Below are 19,284 nucleotides of genomic sequence, written 5' to 3'. Positions count from 1 at the left end.
CACCGCCTCGTCTTGCGCCCCGCGGCGGACCGCGATTTAGTCGGGAGATGACAGAAGACGAGTTGCAGCAACAGTTCTTCGAGATGCTGATGGAGAGCCAGTACTGGTCTCCGTCGCAGCTCGTCGCCTATCAGCGCGAGCAGCTCGAGCAGCTTCTGCGCCATGCCCGCGCCAACGTGCCCTTCTACGAAAACCGCCTCGATTCCGTCTTCCGCCCCGGCGGCGGCATCGACTGGGACCGCTGGCACGAGATCCCGATCGTCACCCGCACCGACATGCGCGACCACCGCGACGCCATGCTGGCGCGCAACCGGCCGCGTGGCCACGGGGATTACAGCACCATTGAATCCTCGGGCTCGACCGGCCTGCCGATCAAGATTTCCACCAACCGGCTGATGATGCTCGCCACCGCAGCCATCCGTTGGCGGGCGCAGCGCTGGCATGGCGTCGACTGGTCAAAGACCTACACCGCGCGCGGCGGTTTCGATCCCGATGCCCTGTACCCCGACGGCAAGCAGACGGGTATCTGGGGGCCGCCCTGGGATGCTGCCGCACGGGCCGGCAGATCCTTCACCATATCGCGGCGCTTCACCTCCGAGGAGACACTTGAGTTTCTGTCGCGCACAGCGACCGCCTACTATTCCTCTGTGCCCAAGAATGTTCACACTCTGGCGCTCGAGGCAGAGCGGCTCGGTATTTTCGCCAGCCTCGAGAGCATTTTCGCCCACGGGGAACACGTCGGTGCCGACGATAAGGCGGCTTTCCGGCGGGTGTTCGGCGCTGCCTGCCTGGAACACTACAGTTCCAAGGAAGGCGGTCACATGGCGCATCCCTGTCCCGACGGCCCGGGACTTCATGTCAGCGCAGAGAACCTGTTTCTGGAGATCGTGGATGCCGAGGGTGCCCCGTGCCCGGTCGGTGTGGAGGGGCGCGTCGTCATCACGCCGTTTGTCAGCACCATCCAGCCGTTGATCCGTTACGACCAGGGCGACATTGCCGCCTTCGCCCCGCCCTGTTCATGCGGGCGTGTCCTGCCCTTGCTGAAATCCATCTCCGGGCGGTCCATGGCCATCTTCACGCATCCCGATGGTCGCGCGGCGGCCCGCATGCTGCCCGATTCTGCCCGGGAAGCGCTGGACGCGACAATGTGGCAGATCGCGCAGGTGGGGCCTCTGGATTTCGAGATACGATATGTGCCGCGCGATACCGCGCGGCTCGGCGACGAACATCAGGCCGAGGCGGCCTTTCGCGAGATCTTTTTCGATGACGCAGCAGTCAAAATGATACGGCTGCCGCGGATAGAAACCACGGCAGCCGGTAAATTTCTGGAATATGTCAACGAGTGGCGCCCGTCCCAGACATAACTGCTTAAACAAGGTCTGCGGTATGAACCACATGCGGAAAGCATCAACCTTGAGTTAATGCACCGCGCTGTAGTGCGGCAAGTAGTCAGCTCCGCTCACATGCCTTTGTGCCGGCAGCTGATGTCACTTCGGTATGTCTGAGATGCTCTCGCAGTCGTATGTGTCGGTATCAACTAGCACGTACTTTTCGCCTTCGCCGCAGTACGCGCCATCATGGATCAGTTCGCTCGCCCCCGAGAACAGGCTGAGCGCCCGGTTCGGCGGATCGTCCTGACGATGGCGATCGATCAGGCTCTTGCCGGGCTCGCCGATATAGCCCTTGAGCCCGACCATGGCGGCAACCGCGCCGGTATCATGCCAGCGCGCTTCGCCGCTGACCCCAAGGCCCATCTCCGGCGCAAACTGGTATTCGGTGGCCAGCCGCAGCGAGTTCTCGCCGAGGATCGACGAACCGCCGATGCTGACGCGCCAGTCATCCGTCGCGTAATAGGCGAGGTCGGCGATAGCGAACATGCCACTTAGGTCCGGCTGCAGCACATCGGTATAGTCGATGGAAGCCCAACCGGCCCAGGCCTCAAGACTGATCTGTCCCAAGTAGAGCTCCGCTTCCGGACCAATCGCCATGAGAGTGGACTCGGAACTGGTAACGAAGCCACCCGTCACGCCGAGTAGATAGCTCGAGGGGTCACGGGTGAAGCCGTGCACTGCGCCACCGAAACTCCAGTCACCCTCATAGGACTGCACGGAGAGATCGCCCTGCAGGCCGAACATGTCGCCAACCGGCGCCGAAATCGAGCCCGCGGCGCGGAAGACAGCGCTCGACGGATCGGTGAGATAGCCGAGATCGAGTTCAAGCTTGCCGTTCAGCCCGGAGACGGCCGGCGCGACGAAATCGGCAGCATAATCGGCCATCGGCTCGGGATAGATGATCAGGTCTGCGGCATTTGCCGCACCCACCGAAAACACACTGGCCATCAAGACCGTATTCAATACCCGCAGCCGCATTGCCGCCTCTCCTTTAATTCCCTTTCAGAAAAATACACTGATGGGGCTTGGTGACAATCTCTACAGGCGCGGCAAGAAAGTGTTCAGGTGCAACCGTTGCAAATGGGTGACTCGATACAGACGTCGGGCAAGCACGTGTGCCCGAACATGACAGGGCCGAGCGTAAATAAAGTTGAGGCGTTCAGAACCTCAGTCCAGCCGCGCGGCTTCAATGCAATCGCCCCAAATCTCGATATGGCCACGACCGCACCCTTCCCGCTAACTAGCCTCAGCGCTGAACGGTCCAACGGCACGGGGCGAACGGAGACTCGGCGCGTAGGATGAGCGATGCCAAACGGTGACCCAGCTGTCGGGCAATCCCGTACGGCAATGCGCAAAAAAGAACGCCGCCCCCGAAGGAGCGGCGATCGTCTGGTGAGGCGCGGCGCCTGGTCGATAGCGTCAAATAGGGTACTTGACACAGGTCTGGGTCTGCTCGTCAAAGACTTCGTCTAGCTCGCAGTCGGCATCACTCTTGGGCCCGTCGTCGGGCGCCGTGGATATTGCGGACATCAGATCTCCCGCACCGGCAGCGAGGTCAAGCGCCCGGTTCGGCGGATCATCCTGGCGATGGCGATCGATCAGGCTCTTGCCTGGCGTGCCGAGATAGCCCTTGAGGCCCACCATGGCGGAAACGGCGCCCGTGTCGTGCCAGCGGGCCTCGCCGGACAGCGCCAGGCCCAGTTCCGGCGCAAACTGATATTCGGTGGCAAGGTTCAGTGAGTTTTCGCCCAGGATCGAGGCGCCACCAATGCTGACCCGCCAGTCGTCGGTCGCGTAGTAGGCCAGGTCGCCGATGGCGAAACCGCCGTCCAGATCGGGCGTCGCATCGTCATAGTCGAGCGAGGCCCAGCCACCCCAGCCCTCGAAGCTGAGCTGGCCGAGATAGACTTCGGCTTCGGGTCCGATGGCCGCCAAAGTGGCATTGTCGTTGCGCACGACGCCGGCGGTGATGCCGAGCAGATAGCTGGACGGATCGCGGGTGAAGGCGTGCAGCGCTCCGCCAACCGACCAGTCGCCAGCAGAGTTTTCGACTGAAATATCGCCTTGCAGCCCGAACATGTCGCCGACCGGGACGGAGATCGAGCCAGCGCCGCGGAACATCGCGCTCTCGGGGTCTGTCAGATAGCCGAGGTCGAGCTCCAGCTTGCCATTGACGCCGGACACCGCCGGCTCGGCAGCATAGTCCGAGGTTGCCTCGGGATAGATGACCAGGTCTGCAGCCTGCGCTGCCCCCACCGACAACACACCGGCCATCAAGACCGCCTCGAATATCAGCAACTTCATTAAATCTCTCCCTTAAATTCATTGCAGGACTTACACCTGTCGGCACCGGTGACAATCGTTGCCATCGCGGAAAATCAGCGCTACCGCGTAGTTGTTGCACATGGGTGACAGCGTTGACGCGCTCAGCACCAGGGTCTGCGGGCAAAAAACCTATCGGCGAGAAATCGCGATGGGCGCTCAGATCTTCAGTCCAGCCGCGCGCGCCGCTGGTAGCCAGCTGCGGCTGATCGGCAGGCTCCAACCGTCTGTCAGCGTTACCATTGGTTCGCCGCCAAGCCGCACGGCGTTGCTGATGGCGTCCGGTGCGCACCGGCCATCGTCCGATCATCCCCCCGCCCCGTCTGTTCAAGTCCTTCTGCCCTCGCTACAAATACCTGCAGGAGGGCTTCGGCATGGCGGCGGCGCGGGCATACGATTTCATCATTTGTGGCGGCGGCTCGGCGGCCTCGGTGGCCGCATCGCGCCTTGTCGGCGAGTTCGGCTATTCCGTGCTGCTGCTCGAGCGCGGGCCCAAACGCACCAACCCGATCATGGCCATGCCGGCCGGCTACATGAAATATCTGGGCCGCGACACCTTCCTCGAAATGCACAAATCCGTGCCGCAGCCGCAGCTCGGCGGCCGTGCGCCCACCGTGCCGGTGGCCAAGGTTCTGGGCGGCGGCAGCGCCGTCAACGCCATGGTCTATATGCGCGGCCAGGCCGAGGATTACGACGGCTGGGCCGCCGGCCTCGGCAATGCCCCCGACTGGTCCTACGAGGACATGCTGCCCCATTTCACCACGCTCGAATCCAATGCGCGCTTCAACAACCGCTTCCACGGCATTTCCGGCCGGTTGCGGGTGTCCGAGCCGGGGCACATTTCGCCCACCACCGAGCAGTTCATGCTGGCCGCCCAGGGCCTGGGGCATGACTACAACCCAGATTTCAATGGCGCCGGCCAGTCCGGTGTCGGCATCATGCAGCACAGTTTCGGCCAGCGCGGTGCCCACAAGCAGCGCTCCGACGCGCGCCGTGCCTTCCTCGATCCGCTGCGTCGCGACCACAGGCTGAAGATCGTCACCGGCGCCCGCGTCGATCGCATCATCGTCGAGAACGGCCGTGCGGTCGGCGTGCGCTACACGGCGCAAGACGAACCGCACGAGGCGCGCACCGATGGCGAGGTGCTGGTCGCCGCCGGCACCTATAATTCCACCAAGCTCATGCTGCTCTCGGGGCTCGGTCCGGCCGATCATCTGGCCGATTTCCAGATCCCCGTCACCGCCGATCTCTCCGGCGTCGGCCACAACCTGCAGGACCACCACGAGGTCCCGGTGATCGCGACCACCAGGGGCAAGTCCGGCTATTACGGCCAGGATCGCGGGTTGAAAATGGTGCTGAACGGGCTGCAATACATGCTGTTCAATTCCGGTCCCGTCACCACCACCGGTATCGAATCCTGCCTCTTCTACGATCCCGATGGCGGCGACCGCCCCACCATTCAGCTCTATTGTGCGCCGATCATCTATCAGGATCGGGACGTGTCGAAGGCCGAGCCCACCTGGGGCGTCACCTTCACCTCATGCCTCTTGCGCCCCAAGGCGCGTGGCACGGTGCGGCTGCGCTCCATCGATCCGGCGGCCCAGCCGCTGGTCGATTGCAATTTCTTCGGCGATCCCGACGACCTGCGGCTCACCCTGGCGTCGATGCGCCATGCCCGCAAACTGCTCGAAACCGCGCCGCTGGCCGACGCGATCCGCGAGGAGATCCTCCCCGGTCCGGACGTGACGGACTACGCCGGTCTCGCCAAGTTCGCCGCCGAAACGGTGAAGACCAATTATCACCCGGTCGGCACGCTCGCCATGGGCCCCGACAGCGATCCGATGGCCGTGGTCGATTCCCGCCTGCGCGTCCGCGGGGTCGAGCATCTGCGGGTCATCGATTGCTCGATCATGCCGCAGATCGTGTCGGGCAACACCAATGCTCCTGCCATGGCCATCGGCTCCAAGGCCGCCAGCCTGATCGCCGAGGACTGGGCGTAGGTAAGCCTACCTGCCGAACGTTTTGCAGACGGGTCCCAACCATGAGATGATTCCATGCGGGCCGCCGGAGTCGACCTGCCAAAGCATGCCCGTCATATAGCTGCCGGCGGGGCAGGTTGCCGATTTTCCGTTGCCCTGTGGGCTGGGGATTCGCTCCTGCCCGTCAGCAATCGTCTGAATCACTTGGTTCGCTGCGCTCGGAATGCGATCTTCGACTATTCGGAGAACGTCTCCTTCCTGAACAGCCTCTTGCTGTACCATCACTCTGGCGTCCGATTCAGTGATGCCGCCGAGGGCCCGCACCACACCCCCATCTGATCCCCAATTCCACAAAAGGGTGAGCCCACCAAGGATAATGGCCGTGAGAACGGCAATGCCCACCCGCTCCAGAATAGTTTTCGTCACAATCTGTCTCCCTCAAGCCAAAGGTGAGAACAGTCTGATCATCGAATTGGCGCGAGGGCAGTTGGGTAAGTTACGAACGCCGGCCCACGACTGTCGCTGTTGTGAGAGCAAACGCACGCCGAATGCTCAAAGCAACCCTGCCGCCTTCACCGCGCCGAGATAGGTCCGGCTGACCGGCACGATGGTGCCATTGCTCAGCTCCAGCACCGGCTTGCCATCCTGTCGGAAACCGCGTGTCACGGCGCCCAGCGCCACCCAGTGCGAACGGTGGACCTGCAGGCCCGGCTCGGGCGCCGTCTCGCGGATCGCGTCGGCGAGGCGGATCAGCACCAGCGTCGTGCCTCTGTCCGTCGTCACGTCGACATAGTGGTCGGCGACGGCGAGGTGCAGCAGCGTGCCGCGCCTGTCGTGCGGCAAGCGGTCGAGCAGTGGCGGCGGCCAGGGGCTCTCGGTCCCCGTCTCCGGCTGCGGCACCGGCCGCTCCAGCACTGCGTGCAGCAGCGTCACCGCCGCGGCGATCGGCGCGGTATAGGCGACGAGGGTCAGCACATCGCTGAACCCGAACGCCGGGCCGAACAGCGCCAGATTGAACCCGGTGACGACCAGCGCAATCGGCACGCCCGCCACCAGCCCGGCGATCACCGCCGCCAGCGGTACCGGCAACCGCGGGCGCAGCAGCCGCTCCATCGTGCTGGCGCACAGCGTGCCCACAGCCGCCGTCGTGACGACGATCGTGCCCCAATAGCCGATGCGCGGCACCACCCCCATCATCTCGAACGTCCCGAACGGGCCGATGAGGCCGACCAGCACCGACACGATCGCCAGCACCGCCCAGCTGCGCGGGTCGCGCGCCAGCTGGTGCGTTTCACGAAGCGCGGAATGCAGCGGCGTGTCGTTCACGAACTCGTCCTGCGGTTGACGAAGGGGCGTTTGCGGCCGCCACCATAGCCGTCGATTAGGCGGTGACAAGTTCAACCACGGACGCCGCTCATGACCCTCGCACCTCTGCTCGACGCCACGCCCGCCATCCAGATTCATGCCCTCGCGGCCATCATGGCCTTCCTGCTCGGCGCCGCCATCTTGTGGCAGCGCAAGGGAACGCGCCTGCATCGCTGGCTCGGCCGGGTCTGGGTTGCCCTGATGCTGGTCACCGCGACCAGCGCGCTGTTCATCAACGAAATCCGTCTGATCGGCCCGTTCAGCCCGATCCACCTGTTCGTTCTGTTCACCTACTTGGGCATCGGGCAGGGGCTCTACAGCATCATCGTTCACCGCGACATTGCCCGCCACCGCGCCGAAATGCAGGGCGTCTATCTCGGCGCGCTCATTCTCGCCGGTGCCTTCACATTGCTGCCCGGTCGGCGCCTGCACGCCGTGCTGTTCGGCGCCGATGCCGGCTGGTTGCCCTCGGTGCTGGTGATCGTCCCCCTGCTGCTGGCCGCATGGAGTGTCTGGCGGCGGATGGGCCGGGCGCGGGCGGCTTGAGCACCGCCTCCCCGCCTCAGCGTGTCAGTCCAGCGGGAGCGCCTCAGGCGCTCCCGATCAAGATTCCGGCGCCGAACACCAGGGCGCCGCCAACCACCACCTGCAGCGCCGCACGCCAGAACGGGGTGTGCATATAGCGCTGCTGGATGAAGGCGATGGCCCACAGCTCGATCACCACCACGATGGCGGCAATGGTGGTCGCCACCCAGAAATCGTGGATCAGATAGGGCAGGGCGTGCCCCAGCCCGCCGATCGCTGTCATCACCCCGGACGCGACGCCGCGCTTGATCGGCGAGCCCCGGCCGGTCAGCTGGCCGTCGTCCGATGCCGCCTCGGTAAAGCCCATGGAGATGCCGGCGCCCACCGCGGCGGCCAGCCCCACGAGGAAGGTCGACCAGGTGTTGCCGGTGGCGAAGGCCGCTGCGAACACCGGCGCCAGTGTCGACACCGAGCCGTCCATCAGCCCGGCCAGGCCCGGCTGCACATATGTCAGGACGAACTGGCGGTGCGCCTCGCTCTTTTCGGCGTCCTTTTCGCTGTCGCCGACATTCTGCGTCTCCAGCCGATCGGCGAGATTGGCGTGCTTGCGCTCTTCGGCTGCCAGATCGCCGAGCAGCTTCCGCGCCGCGGCATCGGTCGTCCGCTCGGCTGCCGCCATGTAGAACCGCGCCGCGCCGTCTTCCATTTCCCAGGCCAGCTGCCGCACCTGTTCGAGGCTCATCGTGTCCATCAGCCAGATCGGCCGGCGCGTCGGAAAGCCGCGCACATGCTCGCGCCGGATCGGTGCCAGTCGCGGCCCGAACTGCTGGACATAAAGATCGAGCAGCCGCTGGCGGTGCCCGTCCTCTTCCGCCGCCATGCCCTCGAAAACTTTGGCGGTTGCGGGATAGCTCTCGGCAAGCCGCATGGCGATCTCCGAATAGATCGCGCCGTCCTCTTCTTCGGCGGCGACGGCGAGCGACAGGATTTCGCGCGCATCGAGCGATTCGAACGACCGGCGGCCCGCCTGCAGGAAACGTGTGAGCATGGGAATGATGTCTCCATAGTTTGGAACTGTTCTAAACTATGGACGGTTTGCGATGCAAGACTGTCTGTTTGCAAGGCTGCCTTGTCCGGAAAACGTCAGTCTGGCGCAGTCTGCCGCGCCGCCTCAAGCCGCTGGCGCTGCGCCACATAGCCATCGCCCGAATCCGCCACTTCCTGCTTCAGCCAGTCGCGGAACAGCGTCACCTTGCGCGGCAGGCGCCGGGCTTCGGCGGTGACGAACCAGTAGCCGCCTGCCGCCTCGACGCTCACATCGAACGGCCGCACCAGGCGCCCGTCGCTGATCGTATCCGCCGACATCATGTCGACGGCCATCAGCACGCCCTGCTCGGAGATCGCCGCATCGAAGGCCAGCGCCGGATCGTCATAGACCGGCCCCGGCATCCGCTTGGGCAGCGCCAGCCCGGCCGCGGCGAACCATGGCGCCCAGGGCAGCATCGAGCTCGTGTCGTGGATCATCGGCACCTTGACGATATCCGCCGGCGTCTTCAGCTGCGCCGCGACCGGCGGCGCCGCCACCGGACGATAGCGCTGTCCGCCGATCAGCTCGGCGCGGATCCCCTCCCACGGGCCGGGCCCGAAGCGCACGCCGCAATCGATGTCGGAATGGTTGAGGTCGATCATCTGCCCGGTCACCACCAGCCGCGTCTCGATCTCGGGATAGAGCGCATTGAACTTGGCGATCCGCCAGATCAGCCAGCGCGAGGCGAAGACATTGCCCATCGTTACGGTGAGGACATTCTCGTTATGCGCCCGCAGGCCCGCCATGGCATCTTCCAGCGCCGCGAATCCCGCGCTCAGCCGCGGCAGGATCTGCACCAGCGCCGGGGTGGGGCGCAGCCCGTCGCGGGTCCGTTCGAACAGCTCCATTCCCAATCGCTCCTCGGCCCGCCGCAGATGCTGGCTGACCGCGCCGGGGGTCACGCCCAGCTCGTCGGCGGCCGGCGCCAGCGCCCCGCGGCGGGCGACGATCTCAATGGCGCGGATGGCATTGAGCGGAATGGCAAACGGGTTCGGCATATAGATTTTCTATACCGCGGCCGAAACCTTGTCGATTGCTGTGGCGCGGTCTGTAGGGCCATACCATCCGAAACCAACGAAAGGACCACGCCAAAATGTACAAGATCCTCCGCAGCCTGCGCCGCTGGCTCAGCATCGATGCGGCAACGCCGCGCCGCCCGGAAACCACCTGCGGCATGGATCCGCGCCAGCTCGCCGATCTGCCCCCGCATCACCCCCGCTGCGACTGAAAACTGCCCCCGCCGATAACGGCCGCGTGACAAACCCGCCCGGCTTGAGCATTATACGGGTCCCGGAATCGGCGGTGAGGAACTCCGTGGCTGAAGAGGCGAATATCGATGCCTATTTCGAGCGGATCGGCTTTGCCGGCTCGATTGCACCGAACCTGGAGACGTTGAGCCAGCTGCATCAGCAGCACCCGGCGGTCATCCCATTCGAAAATCTCGACGCGCTCATGGGAGCGCCTGTCAGGCTGGAGCTGTCCAACCTGCAGCAGAAAATGCTCTTCGATAAACGTGGCGGCTTCTGTCTCGAACACAACCTTCTGTTCAAGGCGGTGCTCGAGTCGCTGGATTTCGACGTGCGCCTGCACGGCGCGCGGGTCCTGTGGGGCCACGATCCGTCCGAAGAGCGCCCGATCAGCCATATCGTGCTGACCGTCGATATCGCCGGCACGCCCTGGCTGGCCGATGTCGGCTTCGGCGGCTTCACGCCGACTGCGCCGCTGCGGCTGCGCGCCGAAAGGGAACAGGCCACTCCGCACGAGACCTTCCGCCTGATGGGCGGCGAGCCCGACTGGCTGCTCGAAGTGCTGCTGGGCGAGGACTGGAAGCCGATCTACAGCTTCGAGGAGATCGATCTCGATCCCGAACGGCTCAATGAGATCAATGAGGCCGTGTCGAAAAAGGGCTCGCTGCACGACAATCTCGTCGCCACCCGCGCCCCCAAGGGCCGGCGCCTGGCGCTGAGGAACAACCGGCTGTCGATCTACCCTGCCGAGGGCGAACTCGAGCGCACGACGATCGCCGATGTGGCGGGCATCCGCGAGGCGCTGACCAGCCAGTTCGGCATTCAACTGCCGTCGGCCGAGCGGCTCGATCCGGCGCTGCTTAACGTCCTCGAGGGCACCCCGCCGGCGCCCGCGGACTGATGCCGCCCGTCATCGTCGACCCCGACAAGGTGCACGAATTCGTCGATTTCGACGGGTTCTATGCCTGGCTGGCCGAACACCATGACAGCGCCGACGAGCTCTGGATCAAGATCCACAAAAAGGCGTCGGGCCGGCCCACCATCACCCCGGTCGGGGCCATCGATGCGGCGCTGTGCTGGGGCTGGATTGACGCCATCCGCAAGAGCTTTGACGCGCACAGCTTCCTGCAGCGCTACACGCGCCGCGGCAAAAAGAGCATCTGGAGCCGCGTCAATGTCGACAATGTCGAACGGCTCATCGCGGCCGGGCTGATGACCGAGCATGGCCTGAAGCATGTCGAAGCCGCGAGGGCCGACGGCCGCTGGGACCGCGCCTATGGCACCACGGCCGAAGACATGCCGCTGCCCGAACCCTTCCTCGAGGCCATCGCCGCAGATCCCGCTGCACAGGCGACGTTCGACACACTCACGGCACAGAACCGCTTTGCCCTCGCGTTCCGCTTGCACAACCTCAAGACCGAGGCCGGGCGCAAAAAGCGCATGGCCGCCTTCGTCGAAATGCTCAGCCGCGGCGAAACCATCTATCCGCAGAAAACCAGATCACCGCAGGAGCCGTCATGACCGAGTGGGTCGCCTTTTTGCGCGCCGTGAACGTTGGCAAGCGCAAGATGAAGATGGCCGAGCTCAAGTCGGTCTGCGAGGCGTTGGGGTTCGCAGACGTGAAAACCATCCTCGCCAGCGGCAATGTCCGCTTCACCGCTGATGCCGATCCCAAGCAGGCGCTCGAGGCTGAAATCGAGCGCCATTGGGGCTGGTCCAGCGAGGCGATCCTGCGCACGCGGGCCGAGCTCGAAGCCATGGTTGATGCCGATCCCTTCGCTGCCTTTCCCGAGGATGGGCCCTGGCAGCGCTATGTCATGCTGTTCGATGCGCCTTTGCCCGAAGGCAGCCAGTTTGCCGGCAGTCCCGGCGACTATGAGATCGTGGCCGTCACCGCGCGCGAGATTTTCCTCGTCGGCCATCGCCAGCCGGACGGTCGGCACGGGCCGGGGCTGGACAAGTTCGACCGGCAATTGGAAAAGGGAACCGTTGCCACCACGCGCAACTGGAAGACCATTCCAAGGGTTCTCACGTGATCACCGTTCTCGGCTCCACCAATCTCGACCTCATCGGCGCTGTCAGCCGCATCCCCCGTCCGGGCGAAACCGTGCCGGGCGGGGCCTTTTCGACTGCCGCTGGCGGCAAGGGCGCCAACCAGGCGCTCGCCGCGCGGCGCGCCGGCGCTGACGTGCGCATGTTCGCCGCAGCCGGCACCGACAGTTTCGCCGAACAGGCGCTGGGCCTCTTGCGCGCCGAGCGCGTCGATCTCTCCGCCGTGCGCACGGTCGAAGGCGCCACGGGCATCGCCATGATCTTCGTCGATGCGGAGGGCGAGAACGTCATCGCCATCCTGCCCGGCGCCAATGGCACGCTCGGCACCGCCGATGCCGACAAGGCGCTCGACGGGCTGGGTATCGGCTCGATCCTCGTCGTCCAGCAGGAAGTGCCGCAACCGGCGACCATTCGTGCGCTGGAGCTGGCGCGAGAACGCGGCGTCATCTCGATCATCAACACCGCGCCCTTTCTCGAAACCACCCGCGACGCGGCGGAAATGGCCTCGATCGTCGTCGCCAATGAAACCGAGTTCCAGCTGCTGACCGGCGCCAGTATCGATCAGCTCGATACCGCCATGGCCGACTGGGCGAAAGCTCAGAACCAGACCGTCATCGTCACGCTCGGCCCCGAAGGCGCCCGCGCCGCGACGCCCGACACCAGCTTTGCCGTCCCGGCCTTCAAGGTCGATCCGGTCGATACCGTGGGGGCAGGGGACACTTTCGTCGGTTATCTGGCCGCCGGGCTCGATGCCGGGCTGGACCTCGAGGCGGCCATGCACCGCGCCGCCGTCGCCGGCAGCCTCGCATGCCTCAATCCGGGTGCGCAGCCCGCCATTCCCCATAAGGCAGACGTCGACGCCGCGCTCGCCTGAGCCTCACCGCGCCTCTCGCCGGGCCTTTGCCAGCAGCGGCTCCAGATGGTCCTCGAACAGCAGCTCCGGCCGCGCCGCAAGCGCCGCCGGATAGCGGGCTTCGGCTGCCAGTGAGATCTCGAGAAACCGCGTCAGCCCCGCCGTCGCCTGCGGATCGATGAAGGCGTAGTGGCCGGATTTGAGCCGCGCCAGCAGCGTCTGCTTCGAGCGGATCATGCCCTCGGTAAACCCTGCGCCATTGCTCATCGAGCTCGAAATCTTGAAATAGTCATGCGCCGGCCGACCCAGATGCCAGGTCGCCGGCGCCTGCTGCCACAGCTGCATTAGCAGTTCGAGGTCGGTCATGTTGCTCAGCGTCGTGTCGTAGCGCGCGTCGCAGCGCATGCGGTCCCACACGATCATCGAATCCATCGATAGGTTGGTAAACTTGTACGCCCCGGGCCTCAGCAGCCTGTCCGGCCCCGTTCCGACTTGCCGCAGCAGGCGCCCATCGCCTGAACAGACGTCGAGCGCCGAAGAAACAATCGCATGGGTTTCGAGCGCGTCCAGCGCCCGGTCAAGCTTGTCGGGCTTCATCCGGTCGTCGGCGTCGAGGATCGCGGCATGCCGCGTCTCGACCGCCGCAAGCGCCACATTGCGCGCTACCGATGCGCCGAAGCCGACGCCCCCACTGCTGACAAAGCGCTGGCGCGGGTCGCTCAGCCCCTGCTCGGCGAGCAGCGCCGCATAGTCGGTACCGTCATCGGCGATGATCCAGTGTTCCCACTCGGAATGGTTTTGCGCCAGGACGCTGGCGACCGCGGCGCCGATCCATTTGTGCGCGCCAAAGGCCGGGGTGATCACCGCAACGCTTTTCTGCCTCACGGTACGTCTCCCTACCCAGCCGTCCAGTCAGCCTTGAAGCTGCTGCGCCCGGGACCCATATCACGGTCTGGGATCGGTGCCACTGAAACTCGGGCCGGTCCACGACGTTGCTTTAACAAGGACGGTTTGTATGTCTCGCGTCTCGATGTTCTCGGCACCCTTTCTGTTGGGGTTCGACATGGTCGAGGAACGGATTGATCGGCTCGCCAAATCGGCGGACGGCTATCCGCCCTACAACATCGAGCGACAACTCGATGAAGAAGGCAACGAAACCTTCCTGATCTCTATTGCGGTCGCCGGCTTTTCGGCTGACGATCTCGATGTTGTGACGGAGGATAATCAATTGCAGGTCCGTGGCCGACAAAACGATGACGGCAGACGCGAATATCTGCACCGCGGCATCGCCGCGCGGCAGTTTCAGCGGACCTTCCTTCTGGCCGATGGCATGCAGGTGCGCGACGCGCAGCTGGCCAACGGCATGCTGACGATCGACGTCGTGCGACCGCGCGCCGAAAAGATCGCCAAGCGTATTGAAATCCGTTCTGCCTAGGAAAAGGGGAACCTGAAATGCAAGAAAACCGCGAAACTCAGTTGGACCATCCCCTACGGCATCTCACGACCGCCCAGTTCATGGCGCTCGGCGGTGATGCGGTGGTCTATGTGAAGCAGATTGCCGGCGACCAGCTCGCCGAAATCCTCAACGGCGAAGAACTGCCGGCCGCAGAGCAGGATTATCATATCGTCGTCGCCGCAGACGGGTCGCCGCTGATGATCGGCGACAGCTCCGAATCCGTCGATGACTGGTTGTCCGAACAGGCCTTTGGCATCGTCTCGGTGCACTAGGGGCGGTCAGCCCCCAGGTTCGGCGTATCAGGCGGCCTGGCTGGTCGCCAGCGGCTGAACGATAAGCGCATAGAGCGCTTCGGTATCGTCGGTGGCGCGCAACTGCTGCGTCACCGAGTCTGTGCGCAGCACCCGCGCAACCCGCGCGAGCGCCTTGAGATGTTCGGCGCCGGCACCCACCGGTGCCAACAGCAGCATCACCAGATCGACCGGCTGGTCATCCAGCGCGCCGAACTCGATGGGCGTGTCCAGCCGCGCGAAGACGGCGGTCACGCCCTTCAGTCCGATCATCTTGCCATGCGGAATGGCAATGCCGTTGCCCAGCCCGGTCGAGCCGAGCTGTTCACGGCTGACGATTGCCTCATGGACGGCAGCGACATCCTCGCCGGCCATCTGCGCAGCCTTCTCGCACATCAGTGACAGCAGATCGTCCTTCGAGATGTTGCCAGAGCAAGCAATCACGGACTCCTCTGCGAGGATGTCAGCCAATTCCATGAAACAGACCTTGTTACTGGGTGCCAGACACGGGCCTAGTTGGCCCGTAAGGCCGGATCAATCCAGCCAATATTGCCGTCGGCGCGCCGGTAGACCACATTTAGTCCGCCGTGTCCAGCATGGCGGAAAACCACGACTTCGGACTGACTCAGGTCAAGCTGCATCACGGCTTCGCCGACTGACATCTGGCTCAGGCTTGCAGTTGTTTCCGCGATCACCGGCGGCGAATAATCCTCATGCACTTCGTCGTCGTTGGAGGCGGCCAGCACATAGGCCTGCGCCTGTTGTTCATCACCGCCATTCGGGCGCCGGTGCGCCTTCAGCTTGCGCTTGTAGCGGCGCAACCGCTTTTCGATATGGGTTGCCATGCTCTCATAGGCGGAGATCGCGTCTCCCCCATAGGCACTCGCCTGCAAAACCGCGCCGGTATCGAGATGCACCATGCACACGGAATTGAATCCGGGGCCCTCGGGCTCGAGTGTCAGGTGACCGGTGTAATTGCCGTCAAAGTACTTTTTGACGACGGCCTCGATGTGATCCTCGGCCTTGCCCCGCAGGGCATCGCCGACGTCCATGTTCTTTCCGGAAACGCGCAGAGTCATGGTGTTCCTCTTATAGTCGTTGCTGCGGGTCGCAATGCCCGACTCCCTTGAGATGGGCAGCGCGACACCCGGAGTCTAGACCCGCCCTGAGGATGGAGCAATGCGGCCGAAGCCGGTTTCGGGCGCGTGCTGAGCGGACTAAGCACATGCGTGCAGCGCGCTGAAAACCCCTCAGTAAGGGCGTTAGCGGGCCGCGACCAGCGCGCGCTTCTGCCGGCGCCGGATCACCGATGAGGGGATGTTGAGCGCCTCGCGGTATTTTGCCACGGTGCGGCGCGCCACTTCGATCCCTTTTTCCCCGTTCAGCATGTCGGCGATCGTATCGTCCGACAGGATCTCGCCGGGTTTTTCCGCCTCGATGATCTCGCGAATGCGGTGGCGTACGGATTCGGCCGAATGGTCGACCCCGCCGGTGGCCGAGCCGAGCGCCGTCGTGAAGAAATATTTCATCTCGAACAGACCGCGCGGCGTCGCCATGTATTTGTTCGAGGTCACCCGGCTGACGGTCGACTCGTGCATCTCGATCGCGTCTGCCACCGTCTTCAGTGTCATCGGTTTCAGCCGCGCGATCCCCTCGTTGAGGAATCCGTCCTGCTGTTTGACGATCTCTGCCGCTACCTTTAGGATCGTCTGCGCCCGCTGGTCGAGGCTCTTGGCCAGCCAGTTGGCGGTCGCGAGGCTGTCGACCAGAAAGGTCTTTTCGGTCGCATTGCGCGCCTTGCGCGTCACCGAGGCATAATAGACCCGGTTGACCAGCACCCGCGGCAGCACTTCGGAATTGAGCTCCACCTGCCAGCCATCGGCGGATCCCTTGACGAAGACGTCCGGCGCCACGGCCTCGACGGGCGCCGTCTCGAAGGCGCGGCCGGGCTTGGGGTCGAGCTGGCGCAGTTCGGCCAGCATGTCCATCAGGTCTTCGCGATCGGCGCCGATGGTGCGCGCCAGCAGCGGCAGATCGTGTTTTGCGATTAACTCGAGATTGTCGAGCAGCCCCTGCATCAGCGGGTCGAGCCGGTTGCGGTCTTTCAGCTGCAGCGCCAGGCATTCGCCGACGTCGCGGGCGAACACGCCCACCGGGTCGCAGCCTTGGATGCGCTTGAGTACCGATTCCACGGTGGCGACCTCGGTGCCCAGCATCTGCGCCACCGTGTCGAGATCGACCGTCAGGTAGCCAGCCTCGTTCAGGCTGTCGATCAGGAACTGCGCGATCAGCCGTTCGCCTGCATCGGCCAAAATCAGCCCGGTCTGTGCGGCAAGGTGCTGGCTGAGCGTCGGCCGTGCCGCGACGAACTGGTCGATATCCGGCGCGTCCTCGCCGCCGCCGTTGCGGGCGCTCCATTCGAGGCTGTCGGTCTGCCGTTCGGCGGCAGACTGGGCCGGAAACACATTCTCGATTTCGGTGTCGTAGCCTTCCGCAATGCTGTCGGCGGAATGGATCCGGTCGCCATAGGCCACGGTGTCTTCGGCCGCATTGAGGCCTGTCGCAATCTCCGGTCCCTCCGGCGCCGCGTCGCTGGCCTCGATGCCATCCTCCCGCTCCAGCAGGGGGTTGCGCATCAATTCCATTTCGACGAACGCGTTGAGTTCCAGATGACTGAGTTGCAGCAGTCGTATCGACTGCATCAATTGTGGCGTGAGCGTCAGGCTTTGGCTCTGGCGAACCTCAAGCCGTGGCGTCATGGCCATGCTATAACTCCACACACAGAAATTTTGACTTCCCGGAAAGCAGCATGACTCAAACTGCGGCAGACAGCAAGAAGCGTGCCAATATCGGTTAACGTCTGCGTGAATACTTACACGTGGAAGCTGTCGCCCAGATAGACGCGGCGGGCTTCAGGGTCGGCCGCGATTGTCTCGGGCTTGCCCTGGATGATCACCTTGCCTTCGTGGATCAGATAGGCCCGATCGACCAGCGCCAGCGTCTCGCGCACCGAGTGATCGGTGATGAGTACGCCGATGCCGCGCTGCGTCAGATGCCGCACCAGGCCCTGCACCTCGCTCACCGCAATCGGGTCGACACCGGCAAAGGGCTCGTCCAGCAGCATGAACACCGGGTCTGCGGCCACGGCCCGGGCGATTTCCACACGGCGACGCTCGCCGCCCGACAGTGCCATGCCATTGGCCTTGCGCAGATGGGAAATGCCGAACTCGTCCAGCAGCGCCTTGAGCCGCTCCTGTCGCTCGGACCGCCGCTTCACATGGCCTTCCAGTACGGCGAGGATATTGCCCTCAACGCTGAGCCCGCGAAATATCGAGGCTTCCTGGGGCAGGTAGCCCATGCCCAGCCGACCGCGCTGGAACAGCGGCAGCGATGTGATTTCGTGCCCGTCGAGCAAAATCCGGCCGGTATCGGGCTTCACTAGGCCCATGAGCATGGTGAACACCGTCGTCTTGCCCGCGCCATTCGGCCCCAGCAGGCCCACGGCCTCGCCGCGGCGCACGGCCAGGCTCACGTCCTGCACGACCGTGCGGCGGCCATAGTGTTTCTTCAGGCTATGCGCGACCAGCCAGCCGCTCTGGTCGACACTCATTGCGGCGTGAACACGCCGGTCACCCGGCCACCGCTGGTGCCGCCGCTGAAGGTGCTGACATTGGTGGCGACATTGACCACCAGCAGCGGCCCTTTCAGTGTGCCCTGCGCATTGGTCACCGTCACATTGTCCATCAGCCTGAGGATCTGCGTATCGGGATCGTATTGCGCCCGGTCGCCGCGCGCCTCCTGCTGTGTCGTCTTGATCCGCACATTGCCGCTGGCCGTCATCTGGTCGATGTCGTTCTCGCCACCGCTGCCATAGGTGACGACCACTGTCCGGGCCCACAGCGTCATCCCGCTGCGCGTGATCACCACATTGCCGGTAAAGGTCGCGGTCTTGCCGGCCTCGTCGATCGTGAACGTATCGGCATTGACCTCGAGCGGCACACCGGCTGCATGGACCGGTGCCACCGCCAGCAGGACGGCCACCGCGAATGACAGCAGGCGCTTCAACATCATTCGGTGTCTCCCGGAGTCATCGGCAAGGTCAGCTTCACGCGCTCGAACTGCCACACTCGCTCTTTGCCATCATACTGCATCGTATCGGCTTCGATCACCGAGCCGTCTTCGAGCGTGATCAGCACGCCATTGTCGGCGTGCATCGTCTTGTTGATAAAGTCGGCGAACACCTGGTTCAGCACGCCGGTCATCCCGTCGCTGCCCGAAAGGTCGACCCGTCCGGGCACCGTTAGTTGCTGCGACGCAACCGCCAGCTGGCCCTCGGCCATCTTGGCGACATAGCTCGGTCCATCGGTCGATCTGACGCCCAGCGTCCCGTCGAACAGGGTGACCTGATTGGTATCGGATATCGCCGCCCGGGCCTCTCTGGCCTCGAGATCGTAGAGCGCCCCGTCCGGTCCGGTGGCCGTCAGCTTGGGGCTGTCGACCACCATGTTGTCGCGGTCGATCCGCAGATTGGCGATGCCGAACTGCGCGCCGATGCTCTGCAGGACGATCAAGCCAACGAGTGCCAAAAGCACCACCAGACCGATCGCCGGAACGCCGACCCTCAGGATTGCGACGAGACGGTTTCGCTGCCGCAATCGGGCGTACAGCGCGTTGCGCTGTTTGCTGTCGGCCCCGAAATCCGCCGCCGCCGCCATTC

At 64.4% G+C, this 19,284-nt stretch carries 22 protein-coding genes and 1 pseudogene; 10 read left to right on the top strand and 13 right to left on the bottom strand.

The genetic code is table 11. The features are described 5' to 3' along the window. The first annotated feature begins 47 nt into the window (after nucleotides 1-47). Nucleotides 48-1,364 (top strand): phenylacetate--CoA ligase family protein, encoded by a 1,317-nt coding sequence (locus tag ACN0TK_RS02850; RefSeq protein WP_417307928.1) that lies wholly within the window; start codon nucleotides 48-50, stop codon nucleotides 1,362-1,364. Between the two features lie 123 nt (nucleotides 1,365-1,487). Here ACN0TK_RS02850 and ACN0TK_RS02845 read toward each other — a convergent pair whose 3' ends face one another. Next, entirely contained in the window at nucleotides 1,488-2,369 is an 882-nt protein-coding gene (locus ACN0TK_RS02845) for a hypothetical protein (RefSeq protein ID WP_417307927.1), read from the bottom strand. 441 nt (nucleotides 2,370-2,810) lie between these two features. Continuing rightward, nucleotides 2,811-3,695 (bottom strand): hypothetical protein, encoded by an 885-nt coding sequence (locus ACN0TK_RS02840; protein WP_417307926.1) that lies wholly within the window; start codon nucleotides 3,693-3,695, stop codon nucleotides 2,811-2,813. Between the two features lie 392 nt (nucleotides 3,696-4,087). On the opposite strand from ACN0TK_RS02840, the gene ACN0TK_RS02835 reads away from it, so the two are divergent. Continuing rightward, a complete protein-coding gene (locus ACN0TK_RS02835; RefSeq protein WP_417308137.1) occupies nucleotides 4,088-5,713 on the top strand; it encodes a GMC family oxidoreductase in 1,626 nt (541 codons plus the stop codon). 6 nt (nucleotides 5,714-5,719) lie between these two features. Here ACN0TK_RS02835 and ACN0TK_RS02830 read toward each other — a convergent pair whose 3' ends face one another. Then, on the bottom strand, nucleotides 5,720-6,118 hold the full coding sequence (locus ACN0TK_RS02830; RefSeq protein WP_417307925.1) for a hypothetical protein: 399 nt from the start codon (nucleotides 6,116-6,118) through the stop codon (nucleotides 5,720-5,722). A gap of 126 nt (nucleotides 6,119-6,244) precedes the next feature. After that, a complete protein-coding gene (locus ACN0TK_RS02825) occupies nucleotides 6,245-7,018 on the bottom strand; it encodes a LytTR family DNA-binding domain-containing protein (RefSeq protein ID WP_417307924.1) in 774 nt (257 codons plus the stop codon). 90 nt (nucleotides 7,019-7,108) lie between these two features. Here ACN0TK_RS02825 and ACN0TK_RS02820 point away from each other — a divergent pair, with 90 nt between their 5' ends. Next, nucleotides 7,109-7,603, top strand: a complete 495-nt coding sequence (locus ACN0TK_RS02820) for a DUF2306 domain-containing protein (protein WP_417307923.1) — start codon at nucleotides 7,109-7,111, stop codon at nucleotides 7,601-7,603. A gap of 43 nt (nucleotides 7,604-7,646) precedes the next feature. Here the strand turns inward: ACN0TK_RS02820 and mbfA are convergent, their stop codons facing one another. Together mbfA and ACN0TK_RS02810 are read right to left on the bottom strand one after the other, a co-directional pair. Beyond that, the gene (gene mbfA, locus ACN0TK_RS02815; protein ID WP_417307922.1) at nucleotides 7,647-8,630 is read right to left on the bottom strand and encodes an iron exporter MbfA; all 984 of its coding nucleotides are present in this window, start codon (nucleotides 8,628-8,630) and stop codon (nucleotides 7,647-7,649) included. Nucleotides 8,631-8,725: 95 nt separating this feature from the next. Continuing rightward, the gene (locus ACN0TK_RS02810) at nucleotides 8,726-9,667 is read right to left on the bottom strand and encodes a LysR substrate-binding domain-containing protein (RefSeq protein WP_417307921.1); all 942 of its coding nucleotides are present in this window, start codon (nucleotides 9,665-9,667) and stop codon (nucleotides 8,726-8,728) included. Nucleotides 9,668-9,762: 95 nt separating this feature from the next. Here ACN0TK_RS02810 and ACN0TK_RS02805 point away from each other — a divergent pair, with 95 nt between their 5' ends. The 5 genes from ACN0TK_RS02805 to ACN0TK_RS02785 all read left to right on the top strand — a co-directional run bounded on the left by ACN0TK_RS02805 (nucleotide 9,763) and on the right by ACN0TK_RS02785 (nucleotide 12,842). Further along, the gene (locus ACN0TK_RS02805) at nucleotides 9,763-9,897 is read left to right on the top strand and encodes a hypothetical protein (RefSeq protein WP_417307920.1); all 135 of its coding nucleotides are present in this window, start codon (nucleotides 9,763-9,765) and stop codon (nucleotides 9,895-9,897) included. 86 nt (nucleotides 9,898-9,983) lie between these two features. Then, nucleotides 9,984-10,817, top strand: coding sequence for an arylamine N-acetyltransferase family protein (locus ACN0TK_RS02800; RefSeq protein WP_417307919.1), 834 nt, complete (start codon nucleotides 9,984-9,986; stop codon nucleotides 10,815-10,817). Continuing rightward, nucleotides 10,817-11,437: a YdeI/OmpD-associated family protein gene (locus tag ACN0TK_RS02795; RefSeq protein ID WP_417307918.1), complete on the top strand. Its 621-nt coding sequence runs from the start codon at nucleotides 10,817-10,819 to the stop codon at nucleotides 11,435-11,437. The genes ACN0TK_RS02800 and ACN0TK_RS02795 overlap by 1 nt, the downstream gene beginning before the upstream one ends. After that, on the top strand, nucleotides 11,434-11,952 hold the full coding sequence (locus ACN0TK_RS02790) for a DUF1697 domain-containing protein (RefSeq protein ID WP_417307917.1): 519 nt from the start codon (nucleotides 11,434-11,436) through the stop codon (nucleotides 11,950-11,952). Before ACN0TK_RS02795 ends, ACN0TK_RS02790 begins: the two co-directional genes overlap by 4 nt. After that, nucleotides 11,949-12,842: a ribokinase gene (locus tag ACN0TK_RS02785; RefSeq protein WP_417307916.1), complete on the top strand. Its 894-nt coding sequence runs from the start codon at nucleotides 11,949-11,951 to the stop codon at nucleotides 12,840-12,842. Before ACN0TK_RS02790 ends, ACN0TK_RS02785 begins: the two co-directional genes overlap by 4 nt. Before the next feature lie 3 nt (nucleotides 12,843-12,845). On the opposite strand, the gene ACN0TK_RS02780 is transcribed toward ACN0TK_RS02785, so the two are convergent. Continuing rightward, nucleotides 12,846-13,706 carry a glycosyltransferase family 2 protein gene (locus ACN0TK_RS02780; protein ID WP_417307915.1) on the bottom strand — a complete coding sequence of 287 codons (861 nt, stop codon included), beginning with the start codon at nucleotides 13,704-13,706 and terminating at the stop codon, nucleotides 12,846-12,848. A 130-nt stretch (nucleotides 13,707-13,836) separates the two neighbouring features. Here ACN0TK_RS02780 and ACN0TK_RS02775 point away from each other — a divergent pair, with 130 nt between their 5' ends. After that, nucleotides 13,837-14,256 carry an Hsp20 family protein gene (locus tag ACN0TK_RS02775; RefSeq protein WP_417308136.1) on the top strand — a complete coding sequence of 140 codons (420 nt, stop codon included), beginning with the start codon at nucleotides 13,837-13,839 and terminating at the stop codon, nucleotides 14,254-14,256. 41 nt (nucleotides 14,257-14,297) lie between these two features. Beyond that, on the top strand, nucleotides 14,298-14,549 hold the full coding sequence (locus tag ACN0TK_RS02770; protein WP_417307914.1) for a DUF1150 family protein: 252 nt from the start codon (nucleotides 14,298-14,300) through the stop codon (nucleotides 14,547-14,549). Between the two features lie 27 nt (nucleotides 14,550-14,576). On the opposite strand, the gene ACN0TK_RS02765 is transcribed toward ACN0TK_RS02770, so the two are convergent. From ACN0TK_RS02765 to ACN0TK_RS02740, 6 genes and pseudogenes are all read right to left on the bottom strand, one after another. Then, the gene (locus ACN0TK_RS02765) at nucleotides 14,577-15,044 is read right to left on the bottom strand and encodes a PTS sugar transporter subunit IIA (protein ID WP_417307913.1); all 468 of its coding nucleotides are present in this window, start codon (nucleotides 15,042-15,044) and stop codon (nucleotides 14,577-14,579) included. Nucleotides 15,045-15,079: 35 nt separating this feature from the next. After that, the gene (gene hpf, locus ACN0TK_RS02760) at nucleotides 15,080-15,646 is read right to left on the bottom strand and encodes a ribosome hibernation-promoting factor, HPF/YfiA family (protein ID WP_417307912.1); all 567 of its coding nucleotides are present in this window, start codon (nucleotides 15,644-15,646) and stop codon (nucleotides 15,080-15,082) included. 183 nt (nucleotides 15,647-15,829) lie between these two features. Then, entirely contained in the window at nucleotides 15,830-17,332 is a 1,503-nt protein-coding gene (rpoN, locus tag ACN0TK_RS02755) for an RNA polymerase factor sigma-54 (RefSeq protein WP_417307911.1), read from the bottom strand. Between the two features lie 107 nt (nucleotides 17,333-17,439). After that, the gene (gene lptB / locus ACN0TK_RS02750) at nucleotides 17,440-18,342 is read right to left on the bottom strand and encodes an LPS export ABC transporter ATP-binding protein (protein ID WP_417308135.1); all 903 of its coding nucleotides are present in this window, start codon (nucleotides 18,340-18,342) and stop codon (nucleotides 17,440-17,442) included. Continuing rightward, nucleotides 18,237-18,635: pseudogene (locus ACN0TK_RS02745) on the bottom strand (LptA/OstA family protein); the annotation flags it as partial. The pseudogene ACN0TK_RS02745 and the gene lptB, both read right to left, overlap by 106 nt. Further along, nucleotides 18,635-19,282: a hypothetical protein gene (locus tag ACN0TK_RS02740; RefSeq protein WP_417307910.1), complete on the bottom strand. Its 648-nt coding sequence runs from the start codon at nucleotides 19,280-19,282 to the stop codon at nucleotides 18,635-18,637. The gene ACN0TK_RS02740 and the pseudogene ACN0TK_RS02745, both read right to left, overlap by 1 nt. Nucleotides 19,283-19,284 lie beyond the last annotated feature (2 nt).

Origin of the sequence: Devosia sp. (genome assembly GCF_048261455.1) — a bacterium.
In the GTDB taxonomy this organism is placed as follows: Bacteria; Pseudomonadota; Alphaproteobacteria; order Rhizobiales; family Devosiaceae; genus Devosia_A.
The sequence above is the reverse complement of the archived record's forward strand: the minus strand, read 5'-3'. Positions and strand labels throughout refer to the sequence as shown.